This window comes from Kitasatospora sp. NBC_01266 (genome assembly GCF_036242395.1).
Classification (GTDB): domain Bacteria; phylum Actinomycetota; class Actinomycetes; order Streptomycetales; family Streptomycetaceae; genus Kitasatospora.
In genome coordinates, this window is the sequence record NZ_CP108458.1 from 4,159,431 (window position 1) to 4,176,594 (window position 17,164).

Annotated in this window: 16 protein-coding genes and 1 tRNA gene; 14 read left to right on the forward strand and 3 right to left on the reverse strand. The window is 71.8% G+C overall.

Going from position 1 to position 17,164, the window contains the following annotated elements; all coding sequences use genetic code 11:
• Positions 1-8 precede the first annotated feature (8 nt).
• On the reverse strand, positions 9-2,768 hold the full coding sequence (locus OG403_RS18035) for a lectin (RefSeq protein ID WP_329565619.1): 2,760 nt from the start codon (positions 2,766-2,768) through the stop codon (positions 9-11).
• A 107-nt stretch (positions 2,769-2,875) separates the two neighbouring features.
• On the opposite strand from OG403_RS18035, the gene OG403_RS18040 reads away from it, so the two are divergent.
• The 4 genes from OG403_RS18040 (at position 2,876) to OG403_RS18055 (ending at position 6,259) form a co-directional block, all read left to right on the forward strand.
• Complete coding sequence (locus OG403_RS18040) at positions 2,876-3,598, forward strand: rhomboid family intramembrane serine protease (RefSeq protein ID WP_329565621.1); 723 nt, start codon at positions 2,876-2,878, stop codon at positions 3,596-3,598.
• 80 nt (positions 3,599-3,678) lie between these two features.
• Positions 3,679-4,845, forward strand: a complete 1,167-nt coding sequence (locus OG403_RS18045; protein WP_329565623.1) for a hypothetical protein — start codon at positions 3,679-3,681, stop codon at positions 4,843-4,845.
• Positions 4,846-4,955: 110 nt separating this feature from the next.
• Positions 4,956-5,252, forward strand: coding sequence for a type II toxin-antitoxin system VapB family antitoxin (locus OG403_RS18050; RefSeq protein WP_329565625.1), 297 nt, complete (start codon positions 4,956-4,958; stop codon positions 5,250-5,252).
• A 254-nt stretch (positions 5,253-5,506) separates the two neighbouring features.
• Positions 5,507-6,259, forward strand: coding sequence for a LytR C-terminal domain-containing protein (locus OG403_RS18055; RefSeq protein ID WP_329565627.1), 753 nt, complete (start codon positions 5,507-5,509; stop codon positions 6,257-6,259).
• Between the two features lie 81 nt (positions 6,260-6,340).
• Here the strand turns inward: OG403_RS18055 and upp are convergent, their stop codons facing one another.
• On the reverse strand, positions 6,341-6,976 hold the full coding sequence (gene upp / locus OG403_RS18060; protein ID WP_035847466.1) for a uracil phosphoribosyltransferase: 636 nt from the start codon (positions 6,974-6,976) through the stop codon (positions 6,341-6,343).
• A 107-nt stretch (positions 6,977-7,083) separates the two neighbouring features.
• Between upp and OG403_RS18065 the strand changes: the two genes are divergently transcribed.
• From OG403_RS18065 to OG403_RS18105, 9 genes are all read left to right on the forward strand, one after another.
• A complete protein-coding gene (locus tag OG403_RS18065; protein ID WP_329565630.1) occupies positions 7,084-7,338 on the forward strand; it encodes a hypothetical protein in 255 nt (84 codons plus the stop codon).
• Between the two features lie 331 nt (positions 7,339-7,669).
• A complete protein-coding gene (locus OG403_RS18070; protein ID WP_442910932.1) occupies positions 7,670-8,185 on the forward strand; it encodes a tRNA adenosine deaminase-associated protein in 516 nt (171 codons plus the stop codon).
• Between the two features lie 57 nt (positions 8,186-8,242).
• Positions 8,243-8,752, forward strand: a complete 510-nt coding sequence (gene tadA / locus OG403_RS18075) for a tRNA adenosine(34) deaminase TadA (protein WP_329565634.1) — start codon at positions 8,243-8,245, stop codon at positions 8,750-8,752.
• A gap of 77 nt (positions 8,753-8,829) precedes the next feature.
• A tRNA-Ser gene (locus OG403_RS18080) sits at positions 8,830-8,919 on the forward strand.
• A 282-nt stretch (positions 8,920-9,201) separates the two neighbouring features.
• Positions 9,202-10,215, forward strand: a complete 1,014-nt coding sequence (locus OG403_RS18085) for a Gfo/Idh/MocA family protein (RefSeq protein WP_329565636.1) — start codon at positions 9,202-9,204, stop codon at positions 10,213-10,215.
• A 387-nt stretch (positions 10,216-10,602) separates the two neighbouring features.
• Entirely contained in the window at positions 10,603-10,767 is a 165-nt protein-coding gene (locus OG403_RS18090; RefSeq protein WP_329565638.1) for a hypothetical protein, read from the forward strand.
• A 106-nt stretch (positions 10,768-10,873) separates the two neighbouring features.
• Complete coding sequence (locus tag OG403_RS18095; RefSeq protein ID WP_329565640.1) at positions 10,874-11,167, forward strand: Dabb family protein; 294 nt, start codon at positions 10,874-10,876, stop codon at positions 11,165-11,167.
• Between the two features lie 223 nt (positions 11,168-11,390).
• Positions 11,391-12,362, forward strand: a complete 972-nt coding sequence (locus OG403_RS18100) for a SigB/SigF/SigG family RNA polymerase sigma factor (RefSeq protein ID WP_329565642.1) — start codon at positions 11,391-11,393, stop codon at positions 12,360-12,362.
• A 172-nt stretch (positions 12,363-12,534) separates the two neighbouring features.
• A complete protein-coding gene (locus tag OG403_RS18105; RefSeq protein WP_329565644.1) occupies positions 12,535-13,482 on the forward strand; it encodes an RNA polymerase sigma factor SigF in 948 nt (315 codons plus the stop codon).
• A 54-nt stretch (positions 13,483-13,536) separates the two neighbouring features.
• On the opposite strand, the gene OG403_RS18110 is transcribed toward OG403_RS18105, so the two are convergent.
• Positions 13,537-14,466: a tyrosine-protein phosphatase gene (locus OG403_RS18110; RefSeq protein WP_329565646.1), complete on the reverse strand. Its 930-nt coding sequence runs from the start codon at positions 14,464-14,466 to the stop codon at positions 13,537-13,539.
• Positions 14,467-14,851: 385 nt separating this feature from the next.
• Here OG403_RS18110 and OG403_RS18115 point away from each other — a divergent pair, with 385 nt between their 5' ends.
• A complete protein-coding gene (locus OG403_RS18115; protein ID WP_329565648.1) occupies positions 14,852-17,089 on the forward strand; it encodes a hypothetical protein in 2,238 nt (745 codons plus the stop codon).
• Positions 17,090-17,164: the final 75 nt, after the last annotated feature.

Below are 17,164 nucleotides of genomic sequence, written 5' to 3' on the forward strand. Positions count from 1 at the left end.
ACCCGCTGTCAGCTCGGCAGCGTCCAGCGCTGCCCCGCACCGCCCTGGCAGTCCCAGAGCCGCAGCCCGGTCCCGTCGTCGGTCTGGCCCTTCGGGGCCTCCAGGCAGCGCCCGGCCGGCGGGTTGTAGAGCGAGCCGTCCGAGCGCGGCCACCACTGCTGCGCCCCGGTGCCGTTGCAGGTCCACAGCTGCACCAGGGTGCCGTTCGCGGTGCCGCTGTGGTCGACGTCCAGGCAGTGGCCGACAGCGCGCACCGTGCCGTCGCCCGCGAACGTCCAGCGCTGGGCGTCGGTCCCGTTGCACCCCCAGAGCTGGACCGGCGTGCCGTCGGCGGTGGCGGCCTTGTCGACGTCCAGGCACTTGCCCGCCGGGCCGGTCACCTCACCGGTCAGCGGCTGCGCCGGGCCGACGTCGAACGAGGGCGGCGCGTCGCGCGGGTCATGGCCCCAGTCGGGGTCGGGGTCGGCGGCCAGCCGGTACTCCAGGGTGCCGCCGTGCGCGATCAGGTCGGCGTCCACCCAGGGCCGGGTGCTGGTGTGCCCGTTGACCCGCAGCTCGTGCACGTAGCGGGCGTCGGCCGAGGCCTCGGGCGCGCTGATCTCGATCACGGTGCCGTTGCCCCTGGTGATCGTGGTCTGCGGGAAGAGCGGGCTGGCCAGCACCAGTTCGGCCCGGCCGGGGACCTGCGGGTAGAGGCCGAGCGAGGCCCAGACCGCCCAGGAGGACATCTCGCCCAGGTCGTCGTTGCCCACCTCGCCGGCCGGCCCGTCCCCGTACAGCGTGGTCACCGCCCGGCGCACCACGTCGGCGGTGCGGTCGGGGCGGCCCGCGTAGTCGTAGGCCCACGGGGTGTTGAGGGTGGGCTCGTTGCCCAGGTAGGCGTAGGGCGCGTCGGGACCGGCGTTGAGCTGCTGGGTGAAGCTGTCCAGCCGCTGCACCACCGCCTGGTCACCGCCCATCGCGTCGAAGAGACCGCGGTGGTTGAACGGGACCATCCAGGCGTACTGCGCACCGTCGCCCTCGACGAAGCCGTCCTCCTGGGTGGGCTTGAAGTCGGGCCAGCTGTGGTCGGCCTTGCGCGGCTGCAGGTAGCGGCTGTCGATGTTGAAGAGGTTGCGCCAGTTCGCGCTGGCCCGCAGCAGTTGCTCGTGCACGCTCTGGTTGCCGAGCCGGTCGGCGAGCTGCGCGAGCGCGAAGTCGGTACTGGCGTACTCCAGGGTGCCGGAGACCGTCCCCCACTCGCCCGAGGTGTCGACCGGCAGGTAGCCCTCGGCCTGCTCGGCCGCGTGCCCCTCGCGCTCCCGGCCGTCCTGACGGCCGGCCAGCGCCAGCTTGAGCAGTCCGGCCGCGTCGAAGTCGGTGGCGCCGAAGGCGTGCATGGTGGCGGCGACCGTCGGCAGCGGGTCGCCGACCATCACCCCGGTGCCGCCGTTGGCCAGCGTCCAGCGGTCGAAGTAGCCGCCCTGGGCCCCCTGGTTCACCACCGACTGGGCGATGTCCGAGGCCTCCCTGGGAGCCAGTAGGGCGATCAGCTGCACCTCGGAGCGGTAGATGTCCCAGCCCGAGAAGTCGGCGTACTGGACTTTCCCCGGATCGGTGCGGTGCGTCTTGTTGTCGAAGCCCATGTACTGGCCGTCCACGTCGCTGAACACGCTGGGGTGCAGCAGCGAGTGGTAGAGCGCGGTGTAGAAGGTGCGCAGCTGGGTGGCGGTCCCGCCGGCCACCGCGATCCGGCCCAGCAGGTCGTTCCAGGTGGCCCGGGCGGTGTCCCGGACCTGGTCGAGGCCGGGGCCGCCGGCCTGCTCCGCGTCGAGGTTGGCCCGGGCGCCCTCGGCACTGGTGAAGGAGATCCCGACCCGGGCGGTGACCGGGTCCCCGGAGCTGGTGTCGAAGGAGACCTGCGCCTGCGCGCCCGAACCGGTGTCCGGCGCGTCCGGGTGGGTCGGCCGGTCCGGCGCGCGGTGGCCGGCCGCCGCCTGGGCGGCGGCGGTGCGCGGTGGCTGCGGGGCGATCCCGGGGCTGTCGCCGCTGGCGCTGCGGCGGGTGGGGTCGAGGCGGCCGTCGTGCACGATGCCGGCCCGGATGAACGGGTGGTCGAAGACGGCGGTGAAGTAGATCCGGTAGTGGTTCTGCGTCCCGCAGAAGCCGCCGCCGTCGGTGTAGCCGGAGATGGAGTCGGTGCCGATCGTCAGCGCGCCGCTGGCCTTGTTGAACGCCCGGCCCGCGTCCACCGTGAGCGAGGCGGTCTGCCCCGCCGGGTAGCTGAACCGGGCGATGCCGGTGCGCTGGGTGGCCGAGAGTTCGGTGCGCAGCCCGTTGTCGAAGGTGACCGCGTAGCCGCCGGGGGCCGCCGTCTCGTGGGCGTGCGAGAAGGTCTCGTGGCCCACCGGGGTGTCGCCGACCATCGGCAGGAACGGGATGTTCCCGTAGTCGCCGCAGCCGGCGCCCGAGATGTGGGTCAGGCTGAAGCCGCGGATCCGCTGGTCGTCGTAGAAGTAACCGCCGTGCTGGTAGGTGACGGTGTCCGGGCTCCACTGCACCATCCCGAACGGCACGTCGGCACCGGGAAAGGTGTTGCCGGCCCCACCGCCGTTGCCGAAGTCGATCGCTCCCTGTTTCGTGCCGACGAACGGATTGACGTACTGTGCCGGATCGCTGACCGTGACGCGGTGCGTGGCGGTCGTGGCGGAGGCGACTGCTGGGGCGCTGCTCGCGCCGGTCAGCAGGGTCAGGGCCAACGCCGTGGTGATCATCTGACGGACGCTCATATGATCATCGTGAGGCTGGCCCCCACGCCGCCCCGGTCGCGACAGACCCGGTGTCCCCCCAACGGCTTACCATCGAAGGCCATCGGACCTTCGGCTGGGAGCGGGACATGGCAGAGAACGAGCGGCCCGGCACCGAGAGCCTGATGATCGCGGAGGCCCGCAAGGCCTTCTTCGTGGTCTTCGGCTTCCTCTGCGCGCTCTGGGTGATCCAACTCGGGAACTGGGCGGACGGCGAGGCACTGGTCCGCGACTACGGAATCCGCCCGCACGACCTGACCCGGCTGCCGGACGTCTTCACCGCGCCCCTGCTGCACGTCAGCTGGCAGCACCTGCAGAGCAACTCGGGCCCGCTGTTCATCTTCGGCTTCCTGGCGGCCTACCGCGGGGTGCGCAAGTTCCTGCTGCTGACCCTGCTGATCACCGTCACCAGCGGCCTGGCGGTCTGGCTCTTCGGCAGCGGCGACGCGGTCACGGTCGGCGCCAGCGGACTGGTCTTCGGATACCTCGGCTACGTGGTGCTGCGCGGGCTCTTCGACCGCCACCTGATCGACAGCCTGATCGGCCTGGCGATGGCCGCCTCCTTCTCCTACGAGCTCTCCGTCGCGGTGCCGGGGGCGCCGAGCGGGATCAGCTGGCAGGCACACCTCGGCGGCCTGGTCGGCGGGATCGCGGCCGCCTGGCTGCTGCGCGACCGGGCGGCCAGGCCGGCCAGGGCGGCAGCCGCCCCGGGCCCCGCGGCCGGCCCGGACGCCGCCGCACCGGGCGGCAGCGCCGGCGCGCCGAGCACCCGCGCCGAACTGCTCAAGGAGCTGGACGACCTGGGCCTCTGAGCCCCGCGTAGGTCTAGACCATCTCTCCGCCGAGCGGCTAGCGTGGGCCTCCCCCGTACCTCCCGTCCCGGAGCCGCGCCGTGCAGACGTCCGTCCTCGCCTTCGCCACCGACCTGATCGACGAGGGCGCGGACGCCTTCTTCGGCAACCTCACCGAGCGCTGCGCAGTCGGCGGGGTCACCCTCGCCTCGGTCTACCACCAGGCCCGCGACGTCTTCCCGCACCACCCGACCCGGGTGGTGCGCTACCTGGAGCCCGGCGCGGCCTACTTCCGCCCCGACCCGGCGCGCTGGGCCGGCCGGCGGCTGGTCCCGACGGCCGCCGGCGCGATCGGCGAGCACGACCCGTTCGCCCAGGCCGCCGAGCAGGCCGACCGCCGCGGCCTGAAGCTGCACGCCTGGACCGTCTTCTGCCACAACGACCGGCTCGGCTTCCAGCACCCCGACTGCGCGCCCGCCAACGCCTTCGGCGACCGGCACCTCACCGAACTCTGCCCCGCCCACCCCGAGGTCCGCGAGTACGCCCACACCCTGGTCGACGAGCTGGCCCGGTACGGCGTGGACGCGATCCGCGCCGAGTCGCTGCACTTCCACGGCCTGCGCCACGGCTACCACCACGAGCGCTACTTCGAACGCCTCGGCACCCTGGCCGAGGCGCTGCTCGGCCTCTGCTTCTGCCCGCACTGCCTGGCCGCGGCGAACGCCCGGGGCGTGCCGGCCGAGCGGGTGCGCCAGGTGGTGGCCGCCGAGATCCGCCGCCGGCTGGCCGACGAGCGGGCCGCCGAGCAGCCGGGCGCACTGGACGAGCTGGCCGACGGCGCGCTGGCCGACTACCTGGACGCGAGCGCGGCCACCGTGACCTCGCTGGCCGCCGAGCTGGCCGAGCGGGCCCGGCAGCACGGGATGCGGCTGAGCTTCATGGACGGCGGCGGCCCCGGCACCGGCTGGCTCGCGGGCATCGACCTGCCCGCGCTGAGCGCCGCCGGCGTGGGCGTGCAGACCCTGGGCTACGCCAGGACCGCGGACGCGGTACGGGAGAAGGTCGCCGCGTTCGCACTGCACGGCGTCCCGCCGCAGGCGCTGGCGGTGATCCTGCGGCCGATGGCCCAGGACTGCGACGGGCCCGAGAACCTGGCCGAGAAGATCGCGGTGCTGCGCGGGCTCGGGGTGCCGGAGGTCGAGTTCTACAACTACGGGCTGATGCGGCTCTCCTCGATGGACCGGATCGGCGCCGCACTGCGCGGCTGAAGCCGTTCCTCCCCGAATTTGCCGGTCCATCCGTAGACATATCGTCAGCACCGCGGGCCGGCGCAGCGCGCTTGCTGCGCCACCCGCCGCCCAAACGGTAGGCTTTCCGTGTGATCTTCAAGCGCATCGGCAACGGGCGGCCGTACCCGGATCACGGCCGGCTCAGCACCCGGCAGTGGGCGGACGTCGCCCCACGCCCGGTGCGACTGGACCAACTGGTTACCACCAAGGGCCAGTTGGATCTGGAAACCCTGCTGGCCGAGGACTCCACCTTCTACGGCGACCTCTTCGCCCACGTGGTCAAGTGGCGCGGCGACCTCTACCTGGAGGACGGCCTGCACCGCGCCGTTCGCGCGGCCCTGCAGCAGCGCCAGGTCCTGCATGCGCGGGTGCTGGAGATGGACTGAGGCCGATCTGCGGCTGACGACGGATCAGCAGACGACGGGCCCAATCCGAGGAGGGGCCGAATGATCGTCAGTACACCCTTTCGAGTGCTCGGGTGCGCCAAATGATGATCATTTATTACCCCCATCTCAGGAACGGACTAGGCTGCTGAACACGGCCGCAGCGGGTCGCGGACCCCGGGTCCCGCCGCCCCGCCGGCCAGACCCGTCGCCCGTCGGCAAGGCTGCCCTTCCTCCAGGGGAGACAGACTGTGAGCATGTTGACTCCCCAGGGATTGAAGGGGAAGCAATTCCGGATCACCGGCACCAGCTATCCGCGGCTGGGACCACCACCCCGGCGCGGCCGTCGCTGGCTGATGCTGATCGGCTCGCTGCTCGCGCTCTCGCTGATCGCGCTGGGTGGCGTGCAGTTGGTCGACATCTTCACCGGCAAGGCCAAGCACGGCGCCGCCCAGGCCTGCGCCAGCTCCCGGGCCTCGGCCTCCGGCAAGCCGCTGGCGGCCCCGGCGGCGACCGCGGCGTCCGCCTCCCCCAGCGGCTCAGCTGCCGCCTCCGGTTCGGCCGCGCCCGGCTCGCCCGCGGCCTCCGGGGCGCCGGCCGCCGTCGGCACGCCACTGCCCGCCGTCACCGCCGCGCCGCAGCCGCAGACCGTCACCGTCAACGTGCTGAACGCCACCGACAAGGCCGGCCTGGCCGCCAGGACCGCTGACGATCTGAAGCAGCGCGGCTTCACCGTGGGCAAGGTCGGCAACGCCCCGTCCGCGCTGGAGGGCCACGTGTCCGGCGCCGCCGAGCTGGTGGCCGGCCAGTCCGGCGCCGGCGCCGCCGCGCTGCTCGGCGCCCAGGTCAGCGGCGCGAGCACGCTGGCCGACGCCCGCACCGACGGCAGCGTCGACTTCGTGATCGGCGACGGCTACACCGCGCTGCTCGATCCGAACGCCGCCGCGACGGCACTCGCCGCGGCACTGAAGCCGTCACCGAGTGCGTCCCCGCTGCCCGGAAGCTGCTGACCGGCAGACAGCCACTGGCCGGTCGTACGAGAAGAGCGGTGCCCCGACCAGGGGCACCGCTCTTGGCCGTTCCGGTGTCCGTCAGCCCGCGGTGCCGTAGAGCCGGTCCCCGGCGTCACCGAGGCCCGGGACGATGTAGCCGTGCTCGTTGAGGCGCTGGTCCAGCGCGGCGGTGACCACGGTGACCGGCAGCCCGGCCAGCTCCTTCTCCATCACCGCGACGCCCTCCGGCGCCGCCAGCAGCACCACGGCCGTCACATCGGTGGCGCCCCGGTCGATCAGCAGCCGGATCGCCGCGACCAGCGTGCCGCCGGTGGCCAGCATCGGGTCGAGCACGTAGACCTGGCGACCGGACAGATCGTCGGGCATCCGGGTCGCGTAGGTCGAGGCCTCCAGCGTCTCCTCGTTGCGGACCATGCCGAGGAAGCCCACCTCGGCGGTCGGCAGCAGCCGGGTCATCCCGTCCAGCATGCCGAGCCCGGCCCGCAGGATCGGCACCACCAGCGGGCGCGGGTAGCTGAGCCGGGTGCCGGTGGTGACCGCCACGGGGGTGGTGATCTCGACCTCGTCGGTCCGCACGTCCCTGGTGGCCTCGTAGGCCAGCAACGTGACCAACTCGTCGGTCAGGCGACGGAAGGTCGGGGAGTCGGTGCGCTCATCGCGCAGCGTGGAGAGCTTGTGGGCCACCAGAGGGTGGTCGACGACGTGGATCCGCATATTCCGACCTTAACGGCGACCTGCCGCCGCGGACGACCGCCGTGGCGTCGGCAGACGCGTGGGACAGCTGTGGTATCAAACCGGGACTTCTGGGAAAGTCAGACCGTATGAGAAGGAAGCCGGGCCCGATCAGCGAGCCCCCCGAGGAGCCCGCGGCGGATCCGAACACCGCCACCCGGGCCGCCTCCGGCGCGGGCGTCGAGCAGGGCCCGCCGGAGACCGAGGCCGCCCGCCGGCGCCGTCGCGCGGTCTTCCTGCGGGAGTTGGCCGAGGCCCGCGAGCTGCGCGCCAGGGTGCAGCCGCGCAAGACCAAGGAGCGCCGGATGCGCGAAGCGCTCCGCATGCGTACCTTCCGGATCTGACATGCCGTAGGGCCGGATCGGCCGATCCGCAGATGCCCTGGCGTCGCCCCCGGGACACCTGCCACCCACCCGTTCCCCGGCCGTTCCCCGGCCATTGGCCGAGTGATCTCCGGTTTCCGACACGACCTGCGAAGACGCGCTGCCGAACACTCCCCGCAAGGCCCGGCTTTCTGTCACGATGCCGGTGGGACGGTCCGAACAGCGGACCGCCTCTGGCGCGGGGGCGGCCAGACCGCGTTCGCCCGAGATCGCCTACGGCCGAGACCATTTGGGAGTGTCCCTGGTGGCGTACTTCGCTGCAGTGCTTGCTCGCACCGAGGACGGGTGGGATGTGAGCGAGACCGAGTTGGACAACGTCGAAACACTTGCCGATCTTGCCGACCTGGCACGCGAAGCGGCAGAGGACGACGACACGGTGCTGGTGTTCATCGAACAGGAGGACGCCTGGTTCGCCGTCGTCCGGGTGGACGGCGAGGAGGATCCACGGATCTTCGTCTCCGACGCCGCGGCTGCCAAGCGCAGCTCCTACGGGGACGTCGTCCTCACCGAGGAGCTGGTCGGCCGGGCCGGCGACGCCGAGTTCGACGACATCGACAGCCTGGTGACCGAACTGGAGGACAGCGAGGACGCCGAGCTGTCCGACTCCGACGAGGACGAGGAGCTCCCGCTCACCGGCCCCGGCGGCGTCCCGGTCGGTCCACTGGGCGATGCCACGCTGCTGAGCGACCTGGGCATCGGCGAGAAGGAACTGCTCGCCCTCAGCGCCGAGGGCGCCGAGCCCAGTGAGGCGCTCTCCGAGATCGCCGACGCGCTCGGCTGCGCGGAGGTGCTGGAGGCGGTGCGCTGACCGACCGCGGGTCGGGGTGAGGGTCGGGTGGGGCCGCCGGTGCCGGACACTGGTGGGATGCAGCCCCACCTCGACCTCGCACCACTGCCCGCGCCGGTGCGCCCCGACCCGGTCCGCGACCGCTGGGCCGCCCCGATGCGGCTGGCCATCGCCGAGGCCGCGCTCGCCACCGCCACCGGCGACGTCCCGGTCGGCGCCCTCGTCCTGGGCCCCGACGGCACCGTCCTGGGCCGCGGCCACAACGAGCGCGAGGCCATCGGCGACCCCACCGCGCACGCCGAGGTCCAGGCCATCCGGCAGGCCGCCCAGGCCGTCGGCGAATGGCGCCTGACCGGCTGCACCATGATCGTCACCCTGGAGCCCTGCACCATGTGCGCGGGCGCCATCGTCCTCTCCCGGATCGACCGCGTCGTCTACGGCGCCCTCGACGAGAAGGCCGGCGCCGCCGGCTCCCTCTTCGACGTGATGCGCGACCGCCGTCTCAACCACCGCCCCGAGGTCGTCCCCGGCGTCCTCGCCGCCGACTGCGGCACCCAGCTGCGCGCCTTCTTCGACACCCACCGCTGACCTGCCGCCCGGCCCCGGCCACCCAGCGGCCCCAAAGGATTTCGTCCCGGCCCGACCCGTCCGGTAGAGTCTCTCTCGGTAGCGTGTCCGAGCGGCCAAAGGAGCACGCCTCGAAAGCGTGTGTGGGGGCAACTTCACCGTGGGTTCGAATCCCACCGCTACCGCCAGAGCAGGAAGACTGAAGGCGCCTACGAGATCTCGTAGGCGCCTTCAGTCGTTCCCGGCCCACGTTTCGTGCCGGGTCATCGCCTCGGAACGGGGCTGATCAGGAGCAGACCACTCTTTCGTGAAGGAACACGCCCAAGCGAATTGACTTGCCGTCAGCACCCTCGGCACGCTGGCGCCGATCCCTGGACCACCCCCGACGGCGAGTTCGTCCGGGCGGCAGAGCTGACCGCGTTCGCCCGCGCATCGCCGATGCCCCTTCCCACCCAGGAGGCCCGCCCCGCATGCCGCTGACGCCCCCGCCCGCCACCCCCCTCGCCCCCGCCCCCGCCCCCGCCCCGCGCAAGCTGGCCATGCTCGGCCGGGGCTCGGCCGCCGAGTGCTACCTGGCCGCGATCGAGGCCGACCCGGCCTTCGCGCTGGGCGCCGTCTGCGACCTCGATGAGGCGGCGCCGGCCGGCTCGCGTGCCGTCGGCGTCCCCACCTACCGCGAGCACCGCGCGCTGCTGGCCGCCCACCACGACCTGGGCGGCGCTGTCGTGGCCGGCCTGGGCGGGGCACACGCCGCGCTCTGCCGGGACCTGCTGGCCGCCGGGCTGCCGGTCTGCGTGGAGCAGCCGCTGACCGCCGAGCTCTCCGACGCCCGGGCGCTGACCGCGATCGCCGCCGAGCGCTCACTGGTGCTCTTCACCGCTTTCCGGCACCGCTACAACAGCGCGGTCCTGGAGCTGCTCAGGGCCTGTGCGGGCGGGTCGGTCAGCAAGGTCAGGGTGCGCCAGGTCGAGCGGTCCGAGCAGCGGCAGGGCCAGGACGCCTGGCACCTGGCCCCGCCCCGGCGCAGCGGCGGCGGCGTGGCGACCGACGGGCCGGCCGCCTTCGACCTGGTGCGGCTACTCTTCGGCGAGGCGGAGCTGAGCGTGGTGCGGGCCACGATCCACCGCGATCCGGCGGGCCTGGAGCGGCAGGCGGTGATCGACCTGGTCACCGCCGGGCCCACGCCGCGCCGGGCCAAGGTCGAGCTGGACCGGTCCTGCCCGGGAGAGCTGATGGCGATGGAGGTCACACTGGCCGACGGCCGAGTACTGCGGGCCGACCTGCCGACCGGGGCCACGGGCCGCGCTGCCCCGCTCCGGCACGAGTACCAGGGGGTGCTGACCGCCTTCGGCGCCGCGATCGGTACGGCCGGCAGCCGCCGGGACGGCGGCCTGGCCGCCCTCGACCTGGTCGCGTCGGCCTACCGGCTGGACGGCGACGCCGCCACCCACGTGTTCCGGCCCACGGCCGTGGAAGCGCGATGACGCCGGTACGGCAGCGCTGACGCCGGACCAGCTGAGGGGAGATCAGAGGTGGGGGGAGCGATCCCGGGGGAACAGATCGCTCCCCCGGCGGAGGTCCCACAACCGGTGCCGCATCGGGGGGAAGCGCGGCGCCGGTCCCACAGCGGGGAACTCCGGACCCATGTACCGCGATTCCTGCCAGATCCTCGGTACGACAACCATCCTGCCGTCGCGACGGACCCGGGGCATCCGTACAAGGACCCGACTCCCGGGGACCTTCGTCCCACGGAGTGAACGCGTCGCACACCTGATTCGGCCATCTGGTGGATAAGCTGCACGCTGGGCCTCGCGAACCATCCGGGCACGGGCGCGGGGCTGGGAGCGGACAGGCGGAGGCGGGCGGTTCCGATGGCACAGGCAAGACGGATCGGCATGTACCTGCTGCTGATCTTCGTGGTGTACACGATCATCCACTCGCCGGCACGTGCGGCGGAGCTGGTCCAGTCGGGCTTCGTCGGGATCTCGGACGCGGCGAAATCGGTCGGCGCCTTCATGACCGGCCTGGTCAAATAGGCCCGCCGCCCGAGGCGGACCGCAGCTGGGCCGGGACCGCGGCTGGTCGGCGGAACCACCCGGGTTACCTTGTCGAGGTCCATCCCCGGCCCCGCAAGGAGCACCCGTGATCCGCCATCTGGTCCTGTTCAAGCTCAACGAAGGCATCGCCAAGGACGACGAGCGCGCGCTGGCCGCCGCCAAGGCCTTCGAGGGGCTCGACCAGCAGATCCCCGAGCTGCTGGAGTGGCAGCACGGCTTCAACATCAGCCCGCGCGAGGTCGCCCACGACTTCGCGATCAACAGCCTGGTCGCCGACCAGAACGCGCTGCAGGCCTACGCCACCCATCCGGCGCACGTCGCGGCCGCCCAGCTGTGGCGCGAGATCGCCACCCTGGTGGTCGCCGACTTCGAGGTCTGAGCCGCCTCCAGAATTTCGGTCGTATCCATACGACCCAACGACCCCCCGCATCGCGACGGCCCCCACCGGGTCCGCCTGGACAGCGGGGGGTCGTCATCTTGTTGACGTCAGGTCAGCAACACGCCTCTGGCCGGTACTTGAACGGATGGCGTCCAGCTTGTGATGCTATGACCGAATTTGCCGGGCAGGACAAGGTGGTGAACCGAGGAGGGGTGACGCGTCCGTGCGGATCCAGGACGACACGCCGGACACCGGCACGGGCGGGCCCGGCGCCGGGTCGGACCTCGAACCGGACCCCGAACCGAGCGCCGACCAGAACACCGGCCTGGACACCGACCCGAATGCCGGGCCGAGCACCGATCCCGGAGCCGGCCCGGGCAGCACGCCGGGCAGCGCACCGGGCACCGAGGCCGCCGATCAGTTCGGCACCCCGGGCCCGATCGACGTGCGCACCCTGACCCGGGTGCTCTTCGAGCGCCTCGCCGAGCTGCCCGCCGAGGCGCCCGAGCGCGAGCAGGTCAGGGCCGCGCTGATCGAGGTCAACATCCCGCTGGTGCGCTACGCCGCCACCCGCTTCCGCAGCCGCAACGAGCCGATGGAGGACGTGGTCCAGGTCGGCACCATCGGCCTGATCAACGCGATCGACCGGTTCGACCCCAGCCGCGGCGTGCAGTTCCCGACCTACGCGCTGCCGACCATCCTCGGGGAGATCAAACGTTACTTCCGCGACAACGTCCGCACCATGCACGTCCCGCGCCGGCTGCAGGAGCTCTGGGTCCAGGTCAGCGGCGCGATGGAGGAGCTGACGGTCACCCACGGCCGCACCCCCAAGGTCCCCGAGATCGCCGCCAACCTGCGGATCCCCGAGGAGGACGTCCGGGCCTGCCTGGACGCCGGACGCGCCTACAACGCCGCCTCGCTGGAGGCCGCCCAGGAGCACGAGGGCGGCCTGGCGCTGCTCGACCGCCTCGGCTACGAGGACTCGGCGCTGACCGACGTGGAGCACCGCGACATGGTGCGCCACCTGCTGGTGCAGCTGCCCGAGCGGGAGCGACGGATCGTCATGCTCCGTTTCTTCGCCAACCTGACGCAGTCCCAGATCTCCAATGAACTTGGCATGTCCCAGATGCACGTCTCCCGCCTCCTGACGCGCATCCTCACCAGGCTTCGCACCGGCAACAACTGGGACGAGTGAGCCACGGCCGCGCATCGCTGCGCGTTACCGCCGCGTGACAACTCGCGATGTTCGGGTTTGCCACGCGTGCGGTTCCGGTAAGCAAGCGGTTGGGGGACGCCGATCACTCGGCGCGCACCGGGGAACCGTCGAGCGGGGGCTCCCGTTGGACCAGTCACGAGGGGGTGGGTGCATGTCCGCAGAGCTGGGCAGCGCAGAGATCCACGGTGGTACGGCGGTGGCCGAGCACGCACCGGAGCAGCCTGTGGCCGTCGAGGACGCCGGGCCGCCGGCCGGCCCGCTGCAGACCGTCCCGCTGCAGACCGGACCGCAGCCGGCCGGCCAGCAGCAGCCGGTCCCGCAGCCGACGTCGGCGCCCGGTCTGGACACCCGCACGCTGTCCCGCTCGCTCTTCCGCCGGCTGGCCACGCTGGAGGCCGGCAGCACCGAGCACACCTATGTCAGGGACACCCTGATCGAGCTGAACCTGCCGCTGGTGCGCTACGCCTCGGCCCGGTTCCGCAGCCGCAACGAGCCGATGGAGGACATCGTCCAGGTCGGCACGATCGGCCTGATCAAGGCGATCGACCGGTTCGACCCGGAGCGCGGGGTGGAGTTCCCGACCTTCGCCATGCCCACCGTGGTCGGCGAGATCAAACGCTTCTTCCGGGACACCAGCTGGTCGGTCCGGGTGCCCAGACGGCTGCAGGAGCTGCGCCTCGCGCTGACCAAGGCGGGCGACGAGCTGGCCCAGCGCCTGGACCGCTCGCCCACCGTGGCAGAGCTGGCCACCTGCCTCGGGGTCAGCGAGGAGGACGTGGTCGAGGGCCTGGCCGTCGGCAACGCCTACACCGCCAGCTCGCTGGACTCGACCCCCGGCGAGGAGGACGGCGACGGACCGCTGGCCGAGCGGCTGGGCTACGAGGACCTGGCCCTGGAGGGTGTGGAGTACCGCGAGTCGCTCAAGCCGCTGCTGGCCCGGCTGCCGGCCCGGGAGCGCCGGATCATCATGCTGCGGTTCTTCGGCAACCTGACCCAGTCGCAGATCGGCGAGGAGATCGGCATCTCGCAGATGCACGTCTCACGGCTGCTGACCAAGACCCTCACCCAACTGCGCGAGGGCCTGACCAGCGAGGGCTGACCAACGAGGGCTGAGCACCGGCGGCCGAGCACCCCGCACCGCCGGCGCCGCCCGTCAGCGACCGGTGTCCCCCAGCAGGTTCTTGCGCAGGCCGGCCAGCACCGCCTCGTCCAGGCCCAGGCCGTCCTGCCAGAACGCCTGGAAGCTGCCCCAGCGGGCCTCGACCTCGGCGAAGGCGGCGGCCAGGTAGTCCCGGTCGGCGCGGAACAGCGGCAGCAGCAGCGAGGGGTCCTCCATCAGGCCGCGGGTGCCGAAGCTGTCCACGATGTGCTCGATGATCGCGGCCGAGCGCACGTTGGTCAGCAGGTAGTCCTGGTAGACCGTCGCCCGGTCCACGCCGAGCGCGGTGAGCAGCAGCGCGGCGGTCCAACCGGTGCGGTCCTTGCCCGCGGTGCAGTGGAAGAGCACCGGCGTCCCGTCCGGGTCGGCCAGCAGGCGCAGCACGGTGGCGAACCGCTCGCGGGCCAGCGCGTCGGTGACGAACCACCGGTAGAGGCCGATCATCACCTGCCCGGCCCGGCCCTCGCCGAGCAGCGCGTGCTGCCTGGCGGGGTTCCGCTCGCCGAGCGCGTCCCGCAGCGCCACGTAGATGTCGTAGTCGGCGGCGAAGATCGGCAGGTGGTGCAGGGTGATGCCGTCCGGACCGGCGGCGCTGAGGCTGAGCGGCTGGTCGGAGAGCTCCACGGCCGAGATGTCGGCCACCGGCAGTCCGGGCACCCGGTCGGGGCCGGCCTCGCGCACCTCGTCCAGGCTGCGCAGGTCGACCACCTGGCGCACCCCGAGCGCGGCGAAGACCGCCAGGTCGGGCTCGGTGAGCCGGTGCAGGCCGTCGCTGCGCAGCGCCACGCCGGTGCGCAGCACCCGCCCGTCAGCGGTCCGGTAGCCGCCGAGATCGCGGGCGTTGACCGCACCCGCCAGGCCCAGGCTTCGGGCGGCCAGCTCTTCGGCGGCGGCCGTGCTGGCCGCCTCGGACTGCTCGGTCACAGGGGCCTCCATGTCACGTTCACGATAATTCTGTCCGACCAGAGTACGAATCGGTTCGGGTCTCGCCGCACCCGGCCCAGCGACCGTGTACGACATGTTCCGCCAGGTGAGACACGTTCATAAAACGAAACTTGTCATGATCCGACCGTTTTCTGCTCCCTTAAGTGCGCCTTAACGACTACAGGGTGTCGAACATGGCTCACAAGTGAACGTCTATGACAGATTCGCTGCACTCTCACCCATTCGGCCGATAAACGGCAGAGTTCTGCCCCACGATGGTCCGCAGTGCCTCGCACGGCTGGCCGTGCGGCGTGGGGGATGAACAGGGACATCAAGGGGCAGACGCGGGGGCAGTCCGTCCTTTTTCAGGGGAGGAACACCGAACATGGGTCGAGCGACCCGTTGTGCTGCCGCCTGCGCGGCTGCCGGTCTGCTGGTTGCCGGACTGCAGACCTCGACCGCCTTCGCGGCGGTCCAGAACCGTATCGACCTCACCGTGCTGGTGGTGGACGACGGCGGCCCCGCCACCGCCGCGATCACCGCCGAACTGGCCAGTGAGGGCACCCCGTACACCGTGGTGAAGCTGTCGGACCCGAACCGGCCGACGATCACCCCCGCCTTCCTCAGCGACACGCTCAACGGCGCCCCCCGGGCCAAGTTCCAGGGCGTCGTGCTGCCCAACGAGAACCCGTTCGGCGCCGGCTCCGCCGAGATGACCGCCCTCGCCGCCTACGAGGCCACCTTCGGGATCCGGCAGATCGACGCCTACACCTACGCCAACCCCGACGTCGGTCTGAACTGGGCTCAGAACCCCGGCTACATCGGCTCGTTGGACGGCACCCAGGGCGCGGTCACCACCGCCGGCCTGGCCGGACCGTTCGACTACCTCAACGGCAGCGTCCCGTTCGAGCAGCCCGACCCGGGCGTCAGCACCAGCTACGGCTACCTGGCCACCCCGCTGGCCACGCTGCCGGCCGGCGCCTCCTTCACCCCGCTGGTGGACGCCCCGATCCCCGGCAGCAGCTCGCGCGGCTCGCTGGTCGGCGAGTACGACCACGACAGCCGCAAGGAGTTGGTGGTCACCTTCGTCTACAACCAGTACCAGCAGCAGTACCGGCTGCTGGCCCGCGGCTTCGTGGACTGGCTGACCCAGGGCATCCACCTCGGCTACGACCGCAACTACTTCGCGGTCCACGTGGACGACCTGTTCCTCTCCGACGACCGCTGGAACACCACGCTCAAGTGCACCCCCGGTGACGTGACCTGCCCGCCCGGCAGCGACAACACCGACGACGACCCGATCCGGATGACCCCGGCCGACGTCAACACGGTGGTGCAGTGGGAGAAGGCGAACAACTTCACCCTCGACTTCGCCTTCAACGGCGGCGGCAGCGGCGACTGGGAGTCGGACAACAACACCACCACCGACCCGCTGCTGAACGCCTTCAAGGCCAACAGCAGCTCGTTCCGGTTCATCAACCACACCTGGGACCACCCGTTCCTCGGCTGCGTGCAGAACGTCACCGTGGTGCCGTGGCAGTGCACGACCGACGCGAGCGGCAACGACGTCTGGGTCGACCAGGCCACCATCCAGAGCGAGATCCAGCAGAACATCACCTGGGCCCAGCAGCAGGGCCTGCCGATCGACCCGACCGAGCTGATCACCGGCGAGCACTCGGGCCTGGTGACGCTGCCTCAGCAGCCCACCGACAACCCGAACCTCGCGCCCGCGCTGGCCGCCGAGGGGATCAAGTGGACCGGCTCGGACGCCTCGCGCGAGCCGAACCAGCGCGCGGTGGGCAGCTCGACGCTGACCGTGCCGCGCTACCCGATGAACGTGTTCTACAACGCTGGCCACACCAACGAGGAGGTGGACGAGTACAACTGGATCTACACCAGCAAGGCCCAGGGCGGCAGCGGGATCTGCGAGACCTCGGTCAACTCCACCTGCCTGCCGGCTCCGCTGGACACCACCACCGGGTACGCCTCGTACATCGTGCCGATGCAGACCAAGATCGACCTCGGCTACGTGATGAACAACGACCCGCGGCCGAACTTCATCCACCAGTCCAACTTCGCCGAGGACCAGATCGCCTACCCGGTGCTCAACTCGATCCTCGACACCTACAAGAGCCTGTACGCGGCCAACACCCCGATCGTGAACATGCGGGACAGCCAGATCGGCGCCGAGCTGCAGCAGCGCTCCGCCTGGAACGCGGCGGTCGCGGCCGGGCAGGTGACCGGCTACCGGATCGGCAACACGGTCACCGTGCAGGCGCCGTCGGGGGTGAAGGTCGAGGCCACCATGCCGACCGGCACCCTTCAGCAGTTCCTGCTCGGCGGTTCGCAGTTCGGCACCGCCTACGCGGGCGAGCTCTCCGGCTGGGTCGCCCCGGGTCCGTTCCAGGGCACGGTCAACCTGCAGCTCGCCCCGGCGGCGACGCCGAGCGCGGCCAAGGCCTCGTCGAACACGGTCAACTCGGCCGTGAGCGCGGCGAAGAAGGTCGCCAAGGCGCCGAAGACCACCGTCCCGACCGGCACCGCCAAGGCCGTCGCGGTGGGCCCCGGTGACACCCAGCGGACCAAGGCCGCCTCCTTGGTCCCGACCGGCGATCAGAAGTAACTCCCGTACCACCAGCACCTCGAGAACCACCGCACCACCGAGCACCACATCGCGGCAGTCCGGGCCGCGCGGCGA